This window comes from Parabacteroides sp. ZJ-118 (assembly GCF_011038785.1).
Lineage (GTDB): Bacteria > Bacteroidota > Bacteroidia > Bacteroidales > Tannerellaceae > Parabacteroides.
In genome coordinates this window covers 1-14,817 of the sequence record NZ_JAAKDT010000024.1, presented here as the reverse complement: position 1 = coordinate 14,817, position 14,817 = coordinate 1, and the positions used below count along the sequence as shown (strand labels likewise).

Genomic DNA, 14,817 nt, shown 5'->3' with positions numbered 1-14,817 from the left:
TATTCGAGTCAAATGTAAGGAAAAATAATAACTATTGAAACAGGAAAGCACGCATTCTGACTCCAGCTGAAGTTTTTTAGCTTTTCACTGATAAAAAGTAAGCGGAACTCTTGGTCATTCCGGAGAATTACCTACATTTGCCAACAGAATGTTATCCTTATATAAATAATATACACGCTATGAAGACTGAAGTTATTTTATCAGCACTAGAGGCAAAACATCCGGGAGAAAAGGAGTATTTGCAAGCCGTAAAAGAAGTGCTTTTATCAATTGAGGAAGTGTACAACCAACATCCGGAATTTGAGAAAGCGAAAATCATCGAGCGCTTGGTTGAGCCGGAACGTATTTTCACTTTCCGCGTGCCTTGGGTAGATGATAAAGGTGAGATACAAGTTAACCTGGGATACCGCGTTCAGTTCAACAACGCGATCGGCCCGTACAAGGGGGGTATCCGCTTCCACCCGTCCGTCAACTTGTCTATCTTGAAATTCTTAGGATTTGAGCAAACATTTAAAAACGCTTTGACAACCCTTCCGATGGGTGGAGGCAAGGGTGGATCCGATTTCGCCCCGAGAGGAAAGAGCGATGCTGAGATTATGCGTTTCTGCCAAGCGTTTATTCTTGAGTTATGGCGTAATTTAGGTCCGGACAGAGACGTTCCGGCAGGCGATATAGGTGTAGGTGGCCGTGAGGTAGGCTACATGTACGGTATGTACAAGAAATTAGCTCGCGAGAATACGGGTACATTCACGGGTAAAGGCATGGAGTTCGGAGGCTCTATCCTTCGTCCGGAAGCTACCGGCTTCGGCGCTCTTTACTTCGTACATCAGATGTTGGAGACTCACGGAATCGATATCAAAGGAAAGACGGTCGCTATCTCCGGTTTCGGCAACGTGGCCTGGGGTGCCGCTACAAAGGCTACCGAGTTGGGTGCCAAGGTGGTTACAATCTCCGGACCTGACGGGTATATCTATGATCCGGCGGGCATCTCCGGCGAGAAGATCGACTATATGTTGGAATTGCGTAATTCCGGAAATGATATTGTAGCTCCTTACGCTGACGAATTCCCGGGCTCTACCTTCTATCCCGGCAAGAAACCTTGGGAACAAAAAGTAGATATCGCGTTGCCATGCGCCACCCAGAATGAGCTGAACGAGGCTGACGCTCGTAAGTTGATCGAGAACAAGACGTTGTGCGTAGCCGAGGTTTCTAACATGGGTTGTACGGCCGAGGCTGTAGACTTGTTCATCGAGCATAAGCAATTATTCGCTCCGGGTAAGGCTGTCAACGCCGGTGGCGTAGCTACTTCCGGATTGGAGATGACCCAGAACGCTATGCATATCTCATGGACCGCCGCCGAGGTAGACGCTAAATTGCATCAGATCATGAGCGCGATCCACGAACAATGCGTAGCTCACGGTAAAGAGGGTGAATATATCAATTATGTAAAAGGAGCGAATATCGCAGGCTTCATGAAAGTAGCGAAAGCGATGATGGCTCAAGGTATCGTATAAGAATAAGGTCTGTTTGGACTGAATAAAAACGTAGCTATGGATTCTTTGAATCTTCGTTGAGGTTTGAGGATTTCATAGCTATGTTTTTTCCGGCTCGTATCAGTGGACTTTCCCGGGGTTCTTGGCGATAAAATCCTTCCATCCCGTATACTTCTTTTCCGAGATCGGATTATCGGTTTGGAAATAATGACAGACAGCCGCCGCCAACCCGTCCGTAGCATCCAATTGCGGAAGCATGGACTCATCCGGTATCTTCAGGTAGCGTTGCAGCATGCCGGCAACCTGTTCTTTCGCTGCGTTTCCATTTCCCGTGATCGAGAGCTTGATTTTTAGCGGAGCATACTCAAAGATCGGGATATCCCGCTCCAAGGCCGCTGCCATCGCTACCCCTTGCGCCCTGCCGAGTTTCAACATACTCTGTACGTTCTTCCCGAAGAATGGTGCCTCGATAGCCAACTCGTCCGGATGGTATTGATCGATCAAGGCCAAGACCCGCTCGAATATCTTACGCAGGCGGAGATAATGATCCTCATACTTACTCAATTGCAGGATGCCCATAGCTTCCAACTTTGGTTTATTCCCCTCGATCTTCAAGATTCCGTATCCCATCACGATCGTACCGGGGTCTATGCCTAATATAACGCGTTCCTTTATCATTCGGGCAATGCTATATCTTCCAACAGGGTAGAGAATCCTGCGATTTTCTCTTTGTAACGTCCTATCAAATCTTGCTGCAAGGCTCCGCCTTCCTTACGCACCCACTCATTCAACGAATCGATATCCCGCGTATGGAACTGTACGGAGAAACTTTCACCTTCCTCATTCCGCGAATCCAAGACTCGTCTCAAATAAGGACTGTAAAGGATACCGCTCTCGGAGGCTTTCGGTATATAACTGGTCTTCAAATATTCCAGACATTCATCCACGATATCCTTATGGATATGAAAAGTCGTATTATAAATTATCATCTTCTTTTACTTCAAAATTCTTACACAAAGATAACGCATATATCAAGAAAACCCTTACCTTTGCGCATGAATTAACGAGACGGGGCATTAGCTCATCCGGCTAGAGCGACAGACTGGCAGTCTGTAGGTGATCGGTTCGAGTCCGATATGCTCCACCCCTGATAGATCAAGCGGTTACAAAACAAGTAGCCGCTTTTCTTATTGATAGAACCAAAAAAGGCAGCTACCTTTTAGATAACTGCCTTCTACCGCGAGCCGAAAGCCGGACTTGAACCGGCGACCTACGCATTACGAATGCGTTGCTCTACCAGCTGAGCTATTTCGGCAACATTTACTTCTTCATTTCGGGCGCAAAGATACAGGGTTTATTTGACATCTGCAAGAAGATTCGCTAAAAAATCATCTAAATCCGCATCTAAATCTTTTAACAGCGGATCGTCCAGACGAAGCACATCATCGTCGATGAAGAGAAGTTCCTCGATTACAACAAAATCCTCATCCGTCAAACTAACAGAAAGAGGCCTCATGAACCGGGGAGCGTCAAAAATATTCTTGGTAGACAAGATCGTAAGAACCGCCTTTACCGAAGCGGCAACCCGCTTATTAAAAGCGCTCTCCTCCTCATCCGAGTTCACCCAATCAAAGATAACAATCTTTTCTATCAAACGCTCCTCATCATCATAGATTTGCAGCTCTCCGCTTTCCGCGTCGGCCTGCACATATAAGTCGCTTATAAAATTACCGGACTCATCCTTGGCCAGCTTTTCAATAGCCAACGTAAAAGCGTTCTCGATGAGGGACTGAACCTTTGCCATATTTGCGCTCATATATTAATTCTCCTTTATTCGAATATGCGTCAAAAGTAATAATAATTCACCGAACAACGCCGTCAATCCCCACCAAATTGCACATTTAGTTTCTTATCGGAACGAATTCGTCCGGCCAACGCCTGTACATAGAGTTCCAATAATTGGGTACTCTTATCCGCATCACCACTATTACGCTTGAATAAATCGTACGATTTACAAGCCCACTCATAGGCCTCTTTAAAATCTCCTTTCATCTCATGGCACAGGGCCAGATTGGAGGCCGCCTTCGCCCGGCTCTTCCAGCTCTCCGTACCCTGGTAAAGCCCGGACCAACGATCTTCCGCCATATCCCATTTCTCATTCGCCGCATAAGCGGAAGCCTCTTTCCAACGAGCCCCCATTCCGGTAAAATACCAACGAGTCTCCTTCTGCCAATGAGGGACAAAATTAACGTAGACCTTCGCCCCGAAATATGTACCGGCTCCGCGCAAAGCATCCTCCGGAGAGGGCAATATCTTATCCAAGACCGACATATAATCCGCGCTCTCCGACCAATAAATACTATCCTTCATATGTACCGTCGCCAGGGGGACCTCACGATCGGGAACGTAACCGCGTATCACGCCGGCCATCTGCACATCGATCATCCCCATTACATACCCTTCGCCCAAGGCACCTACGTTTTTCTTCATATCGAACTGCAAACGGTCAATGGAGATAACCGCGTCGGTACCGGTCTCTTCGCAGAGCGACACTACCTGCCCCCGGGTAAGCTTCGTATCCGAAAATGCCTGATTATCTTTTCGAACGGCATCATGGTAAAGCAACACATCGTCAAAATAAGAAGCCTCCGCAATAGCCTCCCCTAAAGTACGGCACGCGTCAAACAGCGCGCTATCCGCTTTCGCTTTGCAAGTATCCTGCTTTTCTCCCTGCAACGTGTATCCGTAACCCGTATCCTCCGGTTGAGGGGCGGCATTGTTTACGATGAGTACTTTAGCGACATGCTCAGGAAATGTCACCTCCGCGGGATTATAAGTCTCGATACCTATATAATTAATCGTGCTGCAAGCGGACAACAAACCCGCCAAGCCTATAAAAAGAATGCTTCTCATCTTATCAAATCACTCACAGCCTTGAAATAGCCGATAGACTCCGCGATCCCCAAGAATGGGTCTTTCATGTCTTTCTCGTATTCCAAGCTACACATTCCCGTGTAATTAACTTCCCGCATCATACGGATCAGCGCGGGGAAGTCGATCTTTCCGCGACCGATCTCGATCCCGACTCCCGCCTTCGAAGAATCCGTCACGTCCTTGATATGCATATCAAACACCCGGGTATGGTATTTCTTCAAGTCGGCCACAGGATCACAGCCGTTTCGCAAATCATGCCCGACATCCAGACACATACCGATACGAGGGTCTAAATCCTTCGTATGCTCCCAAACGTCCGTAGCATCGGGATACGTCTTGATATCAGGACCGTGTAAGTGGATGGCGTAATGGAAATCATATTCCTTCACCTTCTTATCCACATACGGTAATAACTCGTAATTCGGGACACCGACGATCAATCTCACTCCCACCCGCTTCGCGTAATCAAACGCACGGTCTATCTCTTCCTCGCTCTTCATGTAAATAGGACCTACGGCATATCCCGTCACTTTACGGGCCGCGCATTTATCATGAAAAGCCTTGATCTGCTCATCCGTACTATTCAGCGGCAAATGGAAATCCTTGATACAAAGGTAATGGATATCCAATCGTTCCAACGTCTTCAACGTTGTATCTAAATCAAAATTAACGAAAGTATATCCCGCCATTCCCAGGTGGAACGGGTTCGCGGCCTTCGGAGCCTTTGGTTTTACAGGATCCGGCAAAGTGGCCCGGACAATCGCGGAGGAGCCCAATAAAAGGGCACCCGCCACTCCTTGCTTAAAAAATATACGTCTTGAGTGTTTCATATTTATACTATCCTATATGATGTATGCTGTTTATCTTGGGAAAATAACGCTAAAGGTAGAACCTACCCCTTGCGTGGAAGTCACCTCTATACGACCGCCGAGCTTTGTAACCAGCCCCTTCGAGATCGCCAATCCCAACCCGACTCCTTTGGTCCATTCCGTCAACTTGACAAAACGATCGAAAACCCGTTCCAATTGGTCGCTCGGGATTCCTTCGCCTGTATCCGTCACATAAAAACGAATTTCCTTCGCAGTCACGTCATATCCGAAACAAATATAGCCTTTTTTCGTGTGCTTGATAGCATTCGTCAATAAATTAGTGAGGACCTGTGTCAATCGCCCCCGATCGGTATAAAGCGTAAATGGTTGGCAATCAGCCAACCGAAGTTCTACATTTTCCGGCATGCGCAATAAAATTATGCTATAGATATCTTTCATCAAATCCTTCATCTCATGATTTGCCAGAACGAAAGTCAACATATTCGACTCGATTTTCGATATATCCAATACGTCTTCTATCAAGCGTTGCAACAATTCATTATTACTCTGTATGATATTGGAAAGCTCATGACGAGTTTCCGCGTCTTCCTCATCAGCGATTACTTGCGAGAATCCGACGATGGCGTTCAATGGCGTCCGGATCTCATGATTCATGTTTGCCAAGAACGCGGACTTCAGATGATCGGCCTCCTCCGCTTTCTCTTTCGCGATCCTTAATCGTATCCCCGTGCGATGACGGGTATAGGCGATTATACCCAAGCCCACACAAAGAAGCGCTACCAAGAGAAGTCCCCCTCCAAGCTTTATGAGACGAACATGTGACCTTTCCGCCTCCAGCTCCAGTTTCTCTTTTTGTACCTCTAGTTTTTCCATGTCCCGTTGGGTTCTCAACATCGCCAGATCCTCATAATATTTTACCTGCATGATCGAATCGTTCACTCTTTTGGCATCTTTGTAAGCCGTGGCCGATTCCATCCCTCTTCCAAGCTTATAATAGATATCCGCCTTCAAAGTCTCCACGATGATCCAATCCCTGATGCGCTTCTTATCCGAGAGCTCCTGTCCCAATCTGTTCGCTAAATCCAAAGCCTCCTCATATTTCCCCACTAAAGTGTAATAATTCATCCAAACAAATTTAGGCTGAAGTTGCTCGGCATTCAGATTATTCTTCTTTTTGATATCCTCCATCTTCAACAGGTGCGGATAAGCCAAGGTAGCATCTTTTTTCTTCACATAATACTGCGCCGAGAAAAAATGATAGCGTTCTTTTAAAAAAGCGATCGTATGTTCCGCGTCCAATTGAGTGATACCTTTTCTTTCGCACGATTGTATGCAAGAATCCAATTTATGCAAATACTCCGGGTTCAAATCCCGCGTAAGCAACAGTCGTAACACGTAATACCAACGCATCGTAGGGACATTACGTTCCTCCATGTCGGATAAGACCTCCCGGCTTAATCGAATGCCCTCCTTAACCAATCCTATGCTAAAATAGTAACTCGCCAAAGCCTGGTTTGCCATATCCACCCCATCCGGATAGTTAAAACGGATCGCGAGGTTCCTCAAGCTGTCCACCTCCGGGATTACCAAATCCCGCATCCCTTCATTCACTAAAGAATAGATATTCCATCCCTTCACCCTACATAATTCCTCGATCCGGTTCGCTGCGATGAAAAGAGGTTCCGCTATTTTCAGATATACACGTAGGCTATCCGGATCTTTCGCGTAGTAATAACGCATCAAGAACATCAACGCATTTGCCCTGTAAAAATCGTCATGCTGTCTCTCCGCTTCTTCCAGCAGCAAATCCGCGTATACTTTATATACCTTGTCGTGCGTATTGGCAAAAAGCAATTCGTTCAAGCGTATTAGTTTACTACTATCCGGCAAAACCTCGATCTCTCTTCGTAGGCTATCGACAAACGTGTCGCCCTTCGCCCCACCCGAAATAAGCAACGTAAAAATCAACGTCCAACAACCAATAAACAACAGTTTCTTCATATATACCTTGAGGAATTAATACACCTATCTATTATCTAATGCTTGGCAAGTTAATAAAAATTTAAATACCTATATATCACCATGGACAAGTTTAACAAGACTTTTCAACTTTATAACAAAAAGCCTCTATCAGCCGGAGAGGCTGACACAGGCTCTTCTCTCAAAGGAACGGCAGTTCTCTTTATTTTGTCAAGGCGGCGATACTTTCCTCGATAGACTTAATCTTCGATTCGGCATCGGCTTGCTTTTTCTTCTCCATCTCGATTACCTTCGCCGGGGCCTTGCTTACGAAATTCTCATTGCCTAATTTCTTCATGACAGAGGCCAAGAAACCTTTTTGGTATTTCAATTCCTCCTGAAGCTTAGCCAACTCTTCTTCCACATTGATCAGATTGCCCAAAGGTACGGCATATTCAGTCGTACGGACCAAGAACGATACGGCGCCGGCCGATTTCTCCTCTACCTTGGAGATGGAAGAGAGGTTACACATCTTGACGATCACGGCGTTGAACTCCTCCTTGTGCTCACCCGCGATCTGTAATTCCAATGCGTCTTTATTCGGTACATTCTTTTGCAGACGAATGGTGCGGACACCGCCAACGACCGCTTTCACGATCTCGAAAGCATCCAAGTAAGCGTTATCCACGACAGCAGCCTTCGGCATTTCGGCGACCATCAGGCTCTCACCTTCCTCGCGAGGCTCGAGGGCTTGCCATAATTCCTCGGTAATAAACGGCATGAAAGGATGAAGCAAACGAAGCAAGGCATCGAAGAAACCTAGCGTAGCCTCGTAAGTGATCCTGTCGATCGGCTGCTGATACCCGGGTTTTACCATCTCCAGATACCAGGAGGAGAATTCATCCCAGAATAACTTATACACCGCCATCATCGCTTCGCTCAGACGATATTTACCGAAAGAGTCGTCTACCTCGGCGATCGTCTTGTCCAACTGCGCCCTGAACCATTTCACGGCGATCGCGGAAGCCTCCGGCTGAGCGATCGTATCGTCTACCGTCCAGCCCTTCACCAATCGGAAAGCGTTCCAGATCTTATTATTGAAGTTACGTCCTTGCTCGCACAAAGCATCATCGAAAGGAATATCATTTCCGGCAGGAGCCGCGAGCATCAAGCCCATACGTACACCGTCCGCACCGTATTGCTCGATCAATCGCAACGGATCGGGAGAGTTTCCTAAAGATTTAGACATCTTACGTCCCAGCTTATCGCGAACGATACCCGTAAAGTAGACGTTCTTGAACGGCATTTTCCCTCTGTACTCATAACCGGCCATAATCATACGGGCTACCCAGAAGAAGATGATATCCGGTGCGGTTATCAAATCGCCGGTCGGATAGTAATAATTGATTTCCTCGTTATCCGGGTTATTGATACCGTCGAACAGGGAGATCGGCCACAGCCAAGAGGAGAACCAAGTATCCAATACGTCCTCGTCCTGACGCAAATCGGATACCGTCAGATGCGGGTTACCGCATTTTTCTTTTGCCAGTTCCACGGCCTTCTCTACCGTCTCGGCTACTACGTAACCGCCTTCCGGCAAGTAATAGGCCGGGATACGATGTCCCCACCAAAGCTGACGGCTGATACACCAGTCCTTGATATTCTCCATCCAGTGACGGTAGGTATTCTTGAACTTCGACGGATAGAACTTGATCTCATCCTTCAGGACCGGCTCCAAGGCGATCTGAGCCAGATGCTCCATCTTCAAGAACCATTGCATGGATAATTTCGGTTCGATAGGCACGTTCGTACGCTCCGAGAAACCCACCTTGTTGTCGTAAGCCTCTACCTTCTCCAAAAGGCCGGCGTTACGCAGGTCTTCCTCGATTTGCTCGCGGACGTCGAAACGATCCATGCCCACATAGAGACCGGCCGCCTCGCTCAGCGTGCCGTTATCGTTGAATATATCGATAGACGGCAAATTATATTTCTCGCCAAGCATATAGTCGTTTACATCGTGTGCCGGAGTCACTTTCAAACAGCCCGTACCAAACGCTATATCTACGTAGTCATCCTCGATCACCGGAATCTCGCGGCCTACCAGCGGAACGATCACTTTCTTTCCTTTCAGATGTTGGTTCTTCGGGTCGTTCGGGTTGATACACATCGCCGTATCTCCCATAATCGTCTCCGGACGGGTCGTGGCAACAATGGCATATCCCTCCTCGCCTACGATCTTATAGCGGAGGTAGTACAGCTTGCTATGCTCTTCCTTGTAGATAACCTCCTCGTCGGACAGGGCCGTCAACGCCTTCGGGTCCCAATTCACCATGCGGACCCCCCGGTAAATCAACCCTTTCTCGTATAGATCGACGAAAACCTTGATAACGCTCTCCGAACGTTTCTCGTCCATCGTGAACGCCGTACGATCCCAATCGCAGGAAGCGCCCAGTTTACGAAGCTGCTTCAAGATGATACCGCCATGCTCTTCTTTCCATTCCCAAGCGTGCCGCAGGAACTCGTCGCGAGTCAGATCGGTTTTCTTGATTCCTTGCCCGGCCAGACGATTCACGACCTTCGCCTCCGTAGCGATCGAAGCATGGTCCGTACCCGGTACCCAACATGCGTTCTTCCCCAGCATACGGGCACGGCGGATCAAGATATCTTGGATCGTATTGTTAAGCATATGTCCCATGTGCAATACGCCGGTGACGTTGGGGGGCGGGATTACAATCGTATACGACTCGCGGCCGTCCGGCTTCGACTTAAAGAAGCCGTTATCCAACCAATACTGATACCACTTCCCCTCTACTTCAGCGGGATTGTACTTACTAGCGATTTCCATGTTCTTATAACGAATTAGTCTTTACACATTTCTCGATCCGCGAAAGTACAAAAAATATAGACAAAAACGCTGGGCATCGGAAAATATAGTCGATCGAGACAATCGGCATGTCCTCTCGGACAGGCCGTTATTCCATAAACCACGGCATGGTTTGTAAAGACCACGTCGTGGTTTGTACGGATCATGACATGGGTTATACAGACCACGTCGTGATTTTGAAAATAGAGTTACCTGCAACGACTTTCACATCCGGGGATCTGAAGGTTTATTCCTATTGACAAGCCAACTATTTATAACGGTTTTTCTATTCCTCGCTATTGCAGCTTTGCGTAAATGCCAGTATCTTCGCGCACGATAAAAAATAGATATGAGAAAGCGATCGGAGTATAAGGGGGGGGATAATCGACATAAGTCCTCTAAAGAACGACGGGTAATGGTCAAAGAAAGTGACACTTTGCTACCCTTCCTGTTCGAGTTATTGAAAGATCAGAGCCGTTCATCAGTGAAAGGATTACTGAGCAGGGGGCAGATCTCGGTAAACGGGAAGGTCACCCGGCAGTTCGATACCCCGCTAAACCCTAACGACACGGTCGGGATCAACTATGGAAGAGGAAAGGTTGAGTTCGACAATCCGTTACTTAGAATTGTCTGGGAAGACGACGACCTCATCGTGATCAACAAACGGGAAGGTTTGCTATCCGTATCTACCGATCGTATCAAGGAGCGTACGGCCTACCGTATACTGAGCGATTACGTGAAAGCATGTGACCCGCGCAACAAGATATTCGTCTTGCACCGTCTGGACCGAGACACATCGGGTATCATGATGTTCGCCAAGAACCAGAAGGTGAAAGAGCAACTACAGTCCCACTGGAGCGAGGCCATCACGCAACGGACCTACGTGGCCGTGATAGAGGGACGACCGGAGAAAGACACGGATTTGATCGTATCCAACCTCGTGGAGAACAAGCATATGCAAGTGTACGTAACACGAGATGGTGACGGGAAGGAAGCGATCACACGCTACCGCCTGTTGCAAACGAACAATCGTTATTCGCTCGTGGAACTCGATCTGGAGACAGGACGCAAGAACCAAATCCGCGCGCAGATGCAGTCCATCGGCCATCCGATAGCCGGAGACGCTAAATACGGGGCGGAGACAAGTCCCGCCGGACGCTTGATGCTCCATGCCCGCAGGCTCTGTTTCATCCATCCGGTAACAGGCGAGGAGATGCGCTTCGAGACACGGATCCCGGAGAAATTCACATCTACAGCAAAGTAACTATCAATATAAGGACAAAAAATGAAAAAGCTCATCAGTTCGATCATGCTGGCGCTAATGGCGCTGGTAGCGCAGGCACAAATACTTACGCCTGTCAAGTGGAAAATTAAACTAGACGACAAGGGCGGCGCACCCGAGAAAGAGATCGTTTTTACCGCCACGGCAGACAAAGGCTGGCACCTGTATGACATGAACCTGCCGGAAGGAGGTCCTGTATCTACCTCTTTCACATTCGAGACATTGAATGGAGCTGAACTGATAGGCCAACCGGTTCCTTCAGTAAAGCCGACCACGGTTTACGACGAGCAATTCGCCATGAACCTCCGTTGGTATCCGGGTACGGTATCGTTCATTCAAAAACTGAAAGTCACTGATCCCGCTCAATTCAAGGCGGAAGGCGAGGTGGAATTTATGGCTTGTAATGACGAGACTTGCCTTCCCCCGGATCAAATAGCTTTCTCTTTCGATAAGAAAAGTATTCATATAGACCCAGCTCTGGCAGCGAATAGCCCGACCACGGAGGTGGATAAAGATGACGCCACAGTCGTACAGCCGGATACGCAAGCCGTAGCGGAAGAGGCTGGCGAGTTGAATACGCCTGAACCTGCCGCGAAAAAGACGCCGGCCACGCCATCTCTCAAAGCGTCCGATAGCTTAACCGACAGCCCGAGTCTTTGGTCTCCGGTGATCGACGCATTGAAATCGTTCGGCGACTCTACGGTATCCGCGGCTGATACCTCTTGGCTATTCATCTTCTTCGCCGGTTTCTTGGGTGGTTTGATCGCCTTATTGACCCCTTGCGTTTGGCCGATGATCCCCATGACGGTCAGCTTCTTCCTGAAACGTACGAAAGATCGTAAGAAAGCGATTCGCGACGCTGTCACCTATGGATTATCTATTATCGTAATCTATTTGGTTATGGGCTTGTTGATCACCGGTATCTTCGGAGCGAGCGCATTGAATGATTTATCAACAAACGCGATCTTCAATATCCTGTTCTTCTTGTTGCTGGTAGTATTCGCCGTCTCCTTCCTCGGGGCCTTCGAGCTGGTATTACCCGCCTCATGGACTAGCAAATTGGATAGCAAGGCCGATTCAACGACCGGTGTGTTGAGTATTTTCTTTATGTCGTTTACGTTGGTATTGGTATCTTTCTCTTGTACGGGTCCGATTATCGGCACCTTGTTGGTACAGGCTGCATCTATGGGTACAGCGGTAGGACCGGCTATCGGCATGTTTGGCTTCGCCTTGGCGTTGTCCATCCCGTTCAGCGTCTTCGCCATCTTCCCGAATATGCTGCAAAGTATGCCGAAATCCGGCGGATGGTTGAATTCCGTGAAGGTCGTATTGGGCTTCTTGGAGTTGGCATTGGCCTTGAAGTTCCTTTCCGTAGCGGACTTAGCGTATGGTTGGCGTTTACTGGACCGTGAGGTCTTTATCGTGCTTTGGATCGCGATCTTCAGCTTATTAGGCGCTTATCTGTTAGGAAAGATCCGATTTAGCCATGATAGCGAAGTAAAATATGTATCTGTTCCCCGCCTGTTTATGGCAATTATCTCTTTCGCTTTCGCCATCTACATGGTTCCGGGACTTTGGGGCGCTCCGTTAAAGGCGATCAGCGCATTCGCCCCTCCGTTGTATACACAAGATTTCAATCTATACAAAAACGAGGTACACGCCGCGTTCGACGATTATGAATCCGGCATGGCTTATGCCAAGAAGGTAAATAAACCCGTCATGATCGACTTCTCCGGTTTCGGCTGCGTAAACTGCCGTAAGATGGAGGCTTCCGTTTGGACGGATCCCAAGGTGAAGCAAATGCTAGAAAACGATTATGTGCTAATCACGCTCATGGTAGACGATAAGACGAAACTCCCGCGGCCCATCGAGATCCAAGAGAACGGAAAGACGCGTAAGTTGAAGACGATCGGTGATAAGTGGAGCTATTTGCAACGAAGCAAGTTCGGTTCTAACGCCCAGCCATTCTACATCTTGTTGAATGACGAGGGACAGCCTCTCGGACCTTCATACGCATTCAATGAGGATGTTTCCAAATACATCCGGTTCCTTCAAGACGGATTGAAAGAATTCAAGAAAGCACAACAATAAAACTCCTGCAGAGGGCCGGGTTCTACCCTGCCCTCTTTCGTTTACAATCATTCTAAAATACGTAAATAATATGGCAACTAGAGAAGAGAAGATGGAAGCCTTCGGGCAATTACTCGACATTCTGGATGAATTACGAGTAAAATGCCCTTGGGATCGTAAACAGACAAACGAGAGCCTCCGCACGAATACGATCGAGGAAACCTATGAATTATGCGAGGCCCTGATGCGTGAAGATAACACAAACATAAAAAAAGAGTTGGGAGACCTGTTATTGCACATCGTCTTTTACTCCAAGATCGGCGAGGAAAAAGAGGCTTTCGATATCAAGGATGTTTGCGATAGCCTTTGCCGGAAACTGATTTACCGCCATCCACACGTATTCGGAGATACCTCCGCCGATACCGCTCAAAAGGTGGAGCAAAACTGGGAGCAGCTCAAGTTGAAAGAAAAGGGGGGTAACAAAACCGTGCTGGAAGGTGTTCCGGCCTCCCTACCTTCCGTAGTAAAAGCACATCGCATCCAGGAGAAGGCCCGTAACGTAGGTTTCGACTGGGAACGGCGGGATCAAGTATGGGATAAGGTCCAAGAGGAATTTAATGAGTTGAAAACCGAGATAGACAAGATGGACGCAGACCGGACGGAAGCGGAGTTCGGAGATCTCTTCTTTAGCTTGATCAACGCTGCCCGCCTGTACAAAATAAACCCGGACAACGCGTTGGAACGTACGAACCAGAAGTTTATCCGCCGTTTTAATTATCTGGAGGAACACACGATCCAAGCGGGTCGTTCCTTGAAAGATATGACCTTGGAGGAAATGGATCAACTCTGGAATGAAGCCAAGGCCAAAGGCTTATAAAGGGCTCAGCGGATTTTTCCGGTTGGGGGGGATGACATTCTCAACTATATTGCGTGGCAAGTCTGAACATAAAGAATTTCACATCGCATACACCGCGCAACTGGCTTCGGAAAGCTTTGATTTTGGCGTTGAATGATTCTGCCGACGCATTCGTCAATCTGTCCTCGAAGTAATTCACGATGGTTGTGCTATGGTTCATGAATGTTTCCAAAACGCTGTTGAATTCTAAGGAATCAAAGTTTTCCACGTCATTGTACCATCGCGCCAGCAGCAGTCTTGCGGCATCCGGCGTGGTCAATTTATTGTATATTTCGGTAAGCCGCGTACTCAGTTCGTAAGCCTGCTTCAGTCGCGGAAATCTTTCAAACAGGATTGCTGCGCGGGCGCTCTGCTGCTCGTTCCATTTACTTCTGTTTTTTAGGATGATATGTTTGCCGCGGGCCATAATCTGCGGCATTGTTTCTCCGTTGGCCATACGTTCCGGCTCCCATTTTCCTATCAGTTCTTTC

The 14,817-nt window shown here is 47.9% G+C and carries 12 protein-coding genes and 2 tRNA genes; 5 read left to right on the top strand and 9 right to left on the bottom strand.

Going from position 1 to position 14,817, the window contains the following annotated elements:
• Window positions 1–179 precede the first annotated feature (179 nt).
• A complete protein-coding gene (gdhA, locus tag G7Y39_RS07935) occupies window positions 180–1,514 on the top strand; it encodes an NADP-specific glutamate dehydrogenase (protein ID WP_165156736.1) in 1,335 nt (444 codons plus the stop codon).
• A gap of 99 nt (window positions 1,515–1,613) precedes the next feature.
• On the opposite strand, the gene ruvC is transcribed toward gdhA, so the two are convergent.
• Together ruvC and G7Y39_RS07925 are read right to left on the bottom strand one after the other, a co-directional pair.
• Window positions 1,614–2,171, bottom strand: coding sequence for a crossover junction endodeoxyribonuclease RuvC (gene ruvC / locus G7Y39_RS07930; RefSeq protein WP_165156734.1), 558 nt, complete (start codon window positions 2,169–2,171; stop codon window positions 1,614–1,616).
• Window positions 2,168–2,482, bottom strand: coding sequence for a DUF4286 family protein (locus G7Y39_RS07925; RefSeq protein ID WP_165156732.1), 315 nt, complete (start codon window positions 2,480–2,482; stop codon window positions 2,168–2,170). Before G7Y39_RS07925 ends, ruvC begins: the two co-directional genes overlap by 4 nt.
• An 81-nt stretch (window positions 2,483–2,563) precedes the next feature.
• Between G7Y39_RS07925 and G7Y39_RS07920 the strand changes: the two genes are divergently transcribed.
• Window positions 2,564–2,637 (top strand) — tRNA-Ala (locus G7Y39_RS07920).
• A 98-nt stretch (window positions 2,638–2,735) separates the two neighbouring features.
• On the opposite strand, the gene G7Y39_RS07915 is transcribed toward G7Y39_RS07920, so the two are convergent.
• The 6 genes from G7Y39_RS07915 to G7Y39_RS07890 all read right to left on the bottom strand — a co-directional run bounded on the left by G7Y39_RS07915 (window position 2,736) and on the right by G7Y39_RS07890 (window position 10,061).
• Window positions 2,736–2,808 (bottom strand) — tRNA-Thr (locus G7Y39_RS07915).
• A 39-nt stretch (window positions 2,809–2,847) separates the two neighbouring features.
• Window positions 2,848–3,309: a hypothetical protein gene (locus G7Y39_RS07910; RefSeq protein WP_165156730.1), complete on the bottom strand. Its 462-nt coding sequence runs from the start codon at window positions 3,307–3,309 to the stop codon at window positions 2,848–2,850.
• A 62-nt stretch (window positions 3,310–3,371) separates the two neighbouring features.
• Window positions 3,372–4,406: a DUF6340 family protein gene (locus G7Y39_RS07905; RefSeq protein ID WP_165156728.1), complete on the bottom strand. Its 1,035-nt coding sequence runs from the start codon at window positions 4,404–4,406 to the stop codon at window positions 3,372–3,374.
• Window positions 4,403–5,257 (bottom strand): sugar phosphate isomerase/epimerase, encoded by an 855-nt coding sequence (locus G7Y39_RS07900; protein ID WP_165156726.1) that lies wholly within the window; start codon window positions 5,255–5,257, stop codon window positions 4,403–4,405. Before G7Y39_RS07900 ends, G7Y39_RS07905 begins: the two co-directional genes overlap by 4 nt.
• A gap of 30 nt (window positions 5,258–5,287) precedes the next feature.
• Window positions 5,288–7,258, bottom strand: coding sequence for a sensor histidine kinase KdpD (locus tag G7Y39_RS07895; protein WP_165156724.1), 1,971 nt, complete (start codon window positions 7,256–7,258; stop codon window positions 5,288–5,290).
• Window positions 7,259–7,439: 181 nt separating this feature from the next.
• Window positions 7,440–10,061: a valine--tRNA ligase gene (locus G7Y39_RS07890; protein ID WP_165156722.1), complete on the bottom strand. Its 2,622-nt coding sequence runs from the start codon at window positions 10,059–10,061 to the stop codon at window positions 7,440–7,442.
• A 367-nt stretch (window positions 10,062–10,428) separates the two neighbouring features.
• On the opposite strand from G7Y39_RS07890, the gene G7Y39_RS07885 reads away from it, so the two are divergent.
• The 3 genes from G7Y39_RS07885 to mazG all read left to right on the top strand — a co-directional run bounded on the left by G7Y39_RS07885 (window position 10,429) and on the right by mazG (window position 14,308).
• The gene (locus tag G7Y39_RS07885) at window positions 10,429–11,343 is read left to right on the top strand and encodes an RluA family pseudouridine synthase (RefSeq protein ID WP_165156720.1); all 915 of its coding nucleotides are present in this window, start codon (window positions 10,429–10,431) and stop codon (window positions 11,341–11,343) included.
• A gap of 21 nt (window positions 11,344–11,364) precedes the next feature.
• Window positions 11,365–13,452: a cytochrome c biogenesis protein CcdA gene (locus G7Y39_RS07880; RefSeq protein ID WP_165156718.1), complete on the top strand. Its 2,088-nt coding sequence runs from the start codon at window positions 11,365–11,367 to the stop codon at window positions 13,450–13,452.
• 70 nt (window positions 13,453–13,522) lie between these two features.
• The gene (gene mazG / locus G7Y39_RS07875; RefSeq protein ID WP_165156716.1) at window positions 13,523–14,308 is read left to right on the top strand and encodes a nucleoside triphosphate pyrophosphohydrolase; all 786 of its coding nucleotides are present in this window, start codon (window positions 13,523–13,525) and stop codon (window positions 14,306–14,308) included.
• Between the two features lie 40 nt (window positions 14,309–14,348).
• Here the strand turns inward: mazG and G7Y39_RS07870 are convergent.
• Window positions 14,349–14,817, bottom strand: a 469-nt coding sequence (locus G7Y39_RS07870; RefSeq protein WP_165156714.1) for a transposase, incomplete at its 5' end; no start/stop codon positions are given.

Bases quoted from the DNA above. Each gene is read 5' to 3' on its own strand.
- G7Y39_RS07880 (WP_165156718.1), top strand. From the start codon at position 11,365: ATGAAAAAGCTCATCAGTTCGATCATGCTGGCGCTAATGGCGCTGGTA.
- G7Y39_RS07910 (WP_165156730.1), bottom strand. From the start codon at position 3,309: ATGAGCGCAAATATGGCAAAGGTTCAGTCCCTCATCGAGAACGCTTTT.
- gdhA (WP_165156736.1), top strand. From the start codon at position 180: ATGAAGACTGAAGTTATTTTATCAGCACTAGAGGCAAAACATCCGGGA.
- G7Y39_RS07885 (WP_165156720.1), top strand. From the start codon at position 10,429: ATGAGAAAGCGATCGGAGTATAAGGGGGGGGATAATCGACATAAGTCC.
- G7Y39_RS07905 (WP_165156728.1), bottom strand. From the start codon at position 4,406: ATGAGAAGCATTCTTTTTATAGGCTTGGCGGGTTTGTTGTCCGCTTGC.
- G7Y39_RS07900 (WP_165156726.1), bottom strand. From the start codon at position 5,257: ATGAAACACTCAAGACGTATATTTTTTAAGCAAGGAGTGGCGGGTGCC.
- G7Y39_RS07890 (WP_165156722.1), bottom strand. From the start codon at position 10,061: ATGGAAATCGCTAGTAAGTACAATCCCGCTGAAGTAGAGGGGAAGTGG.
- G7Y39_RS07925 (WP_165156732.1), bottom strand. From the start codon at position 2,482: ATGATAATTTATAATACGACTTTTCATATCCATAAGGATATCGTGGAT.
- G7Y39_RS07895 (WP_165156724.1), bottom strand. From the start codon at position 7,258: ATGAAGAAACTGTTGTTTATTGGTTGTTGGACGTTGATTTTTACGTTG.
- ruvC (WP_165156734.1), bottom strand. From the start codon at position 2,171: ATGATAAAGGAACGCGTTATATTAGGCATAGACCCCGGTACGATCGTG.
- mazG (WP_165156716.1), top strand. From the start codon at position 13,523: ATGGCAACTAGAGAAGAGAAGATGGAAGCCTTCGGGCAATTACTCGAC.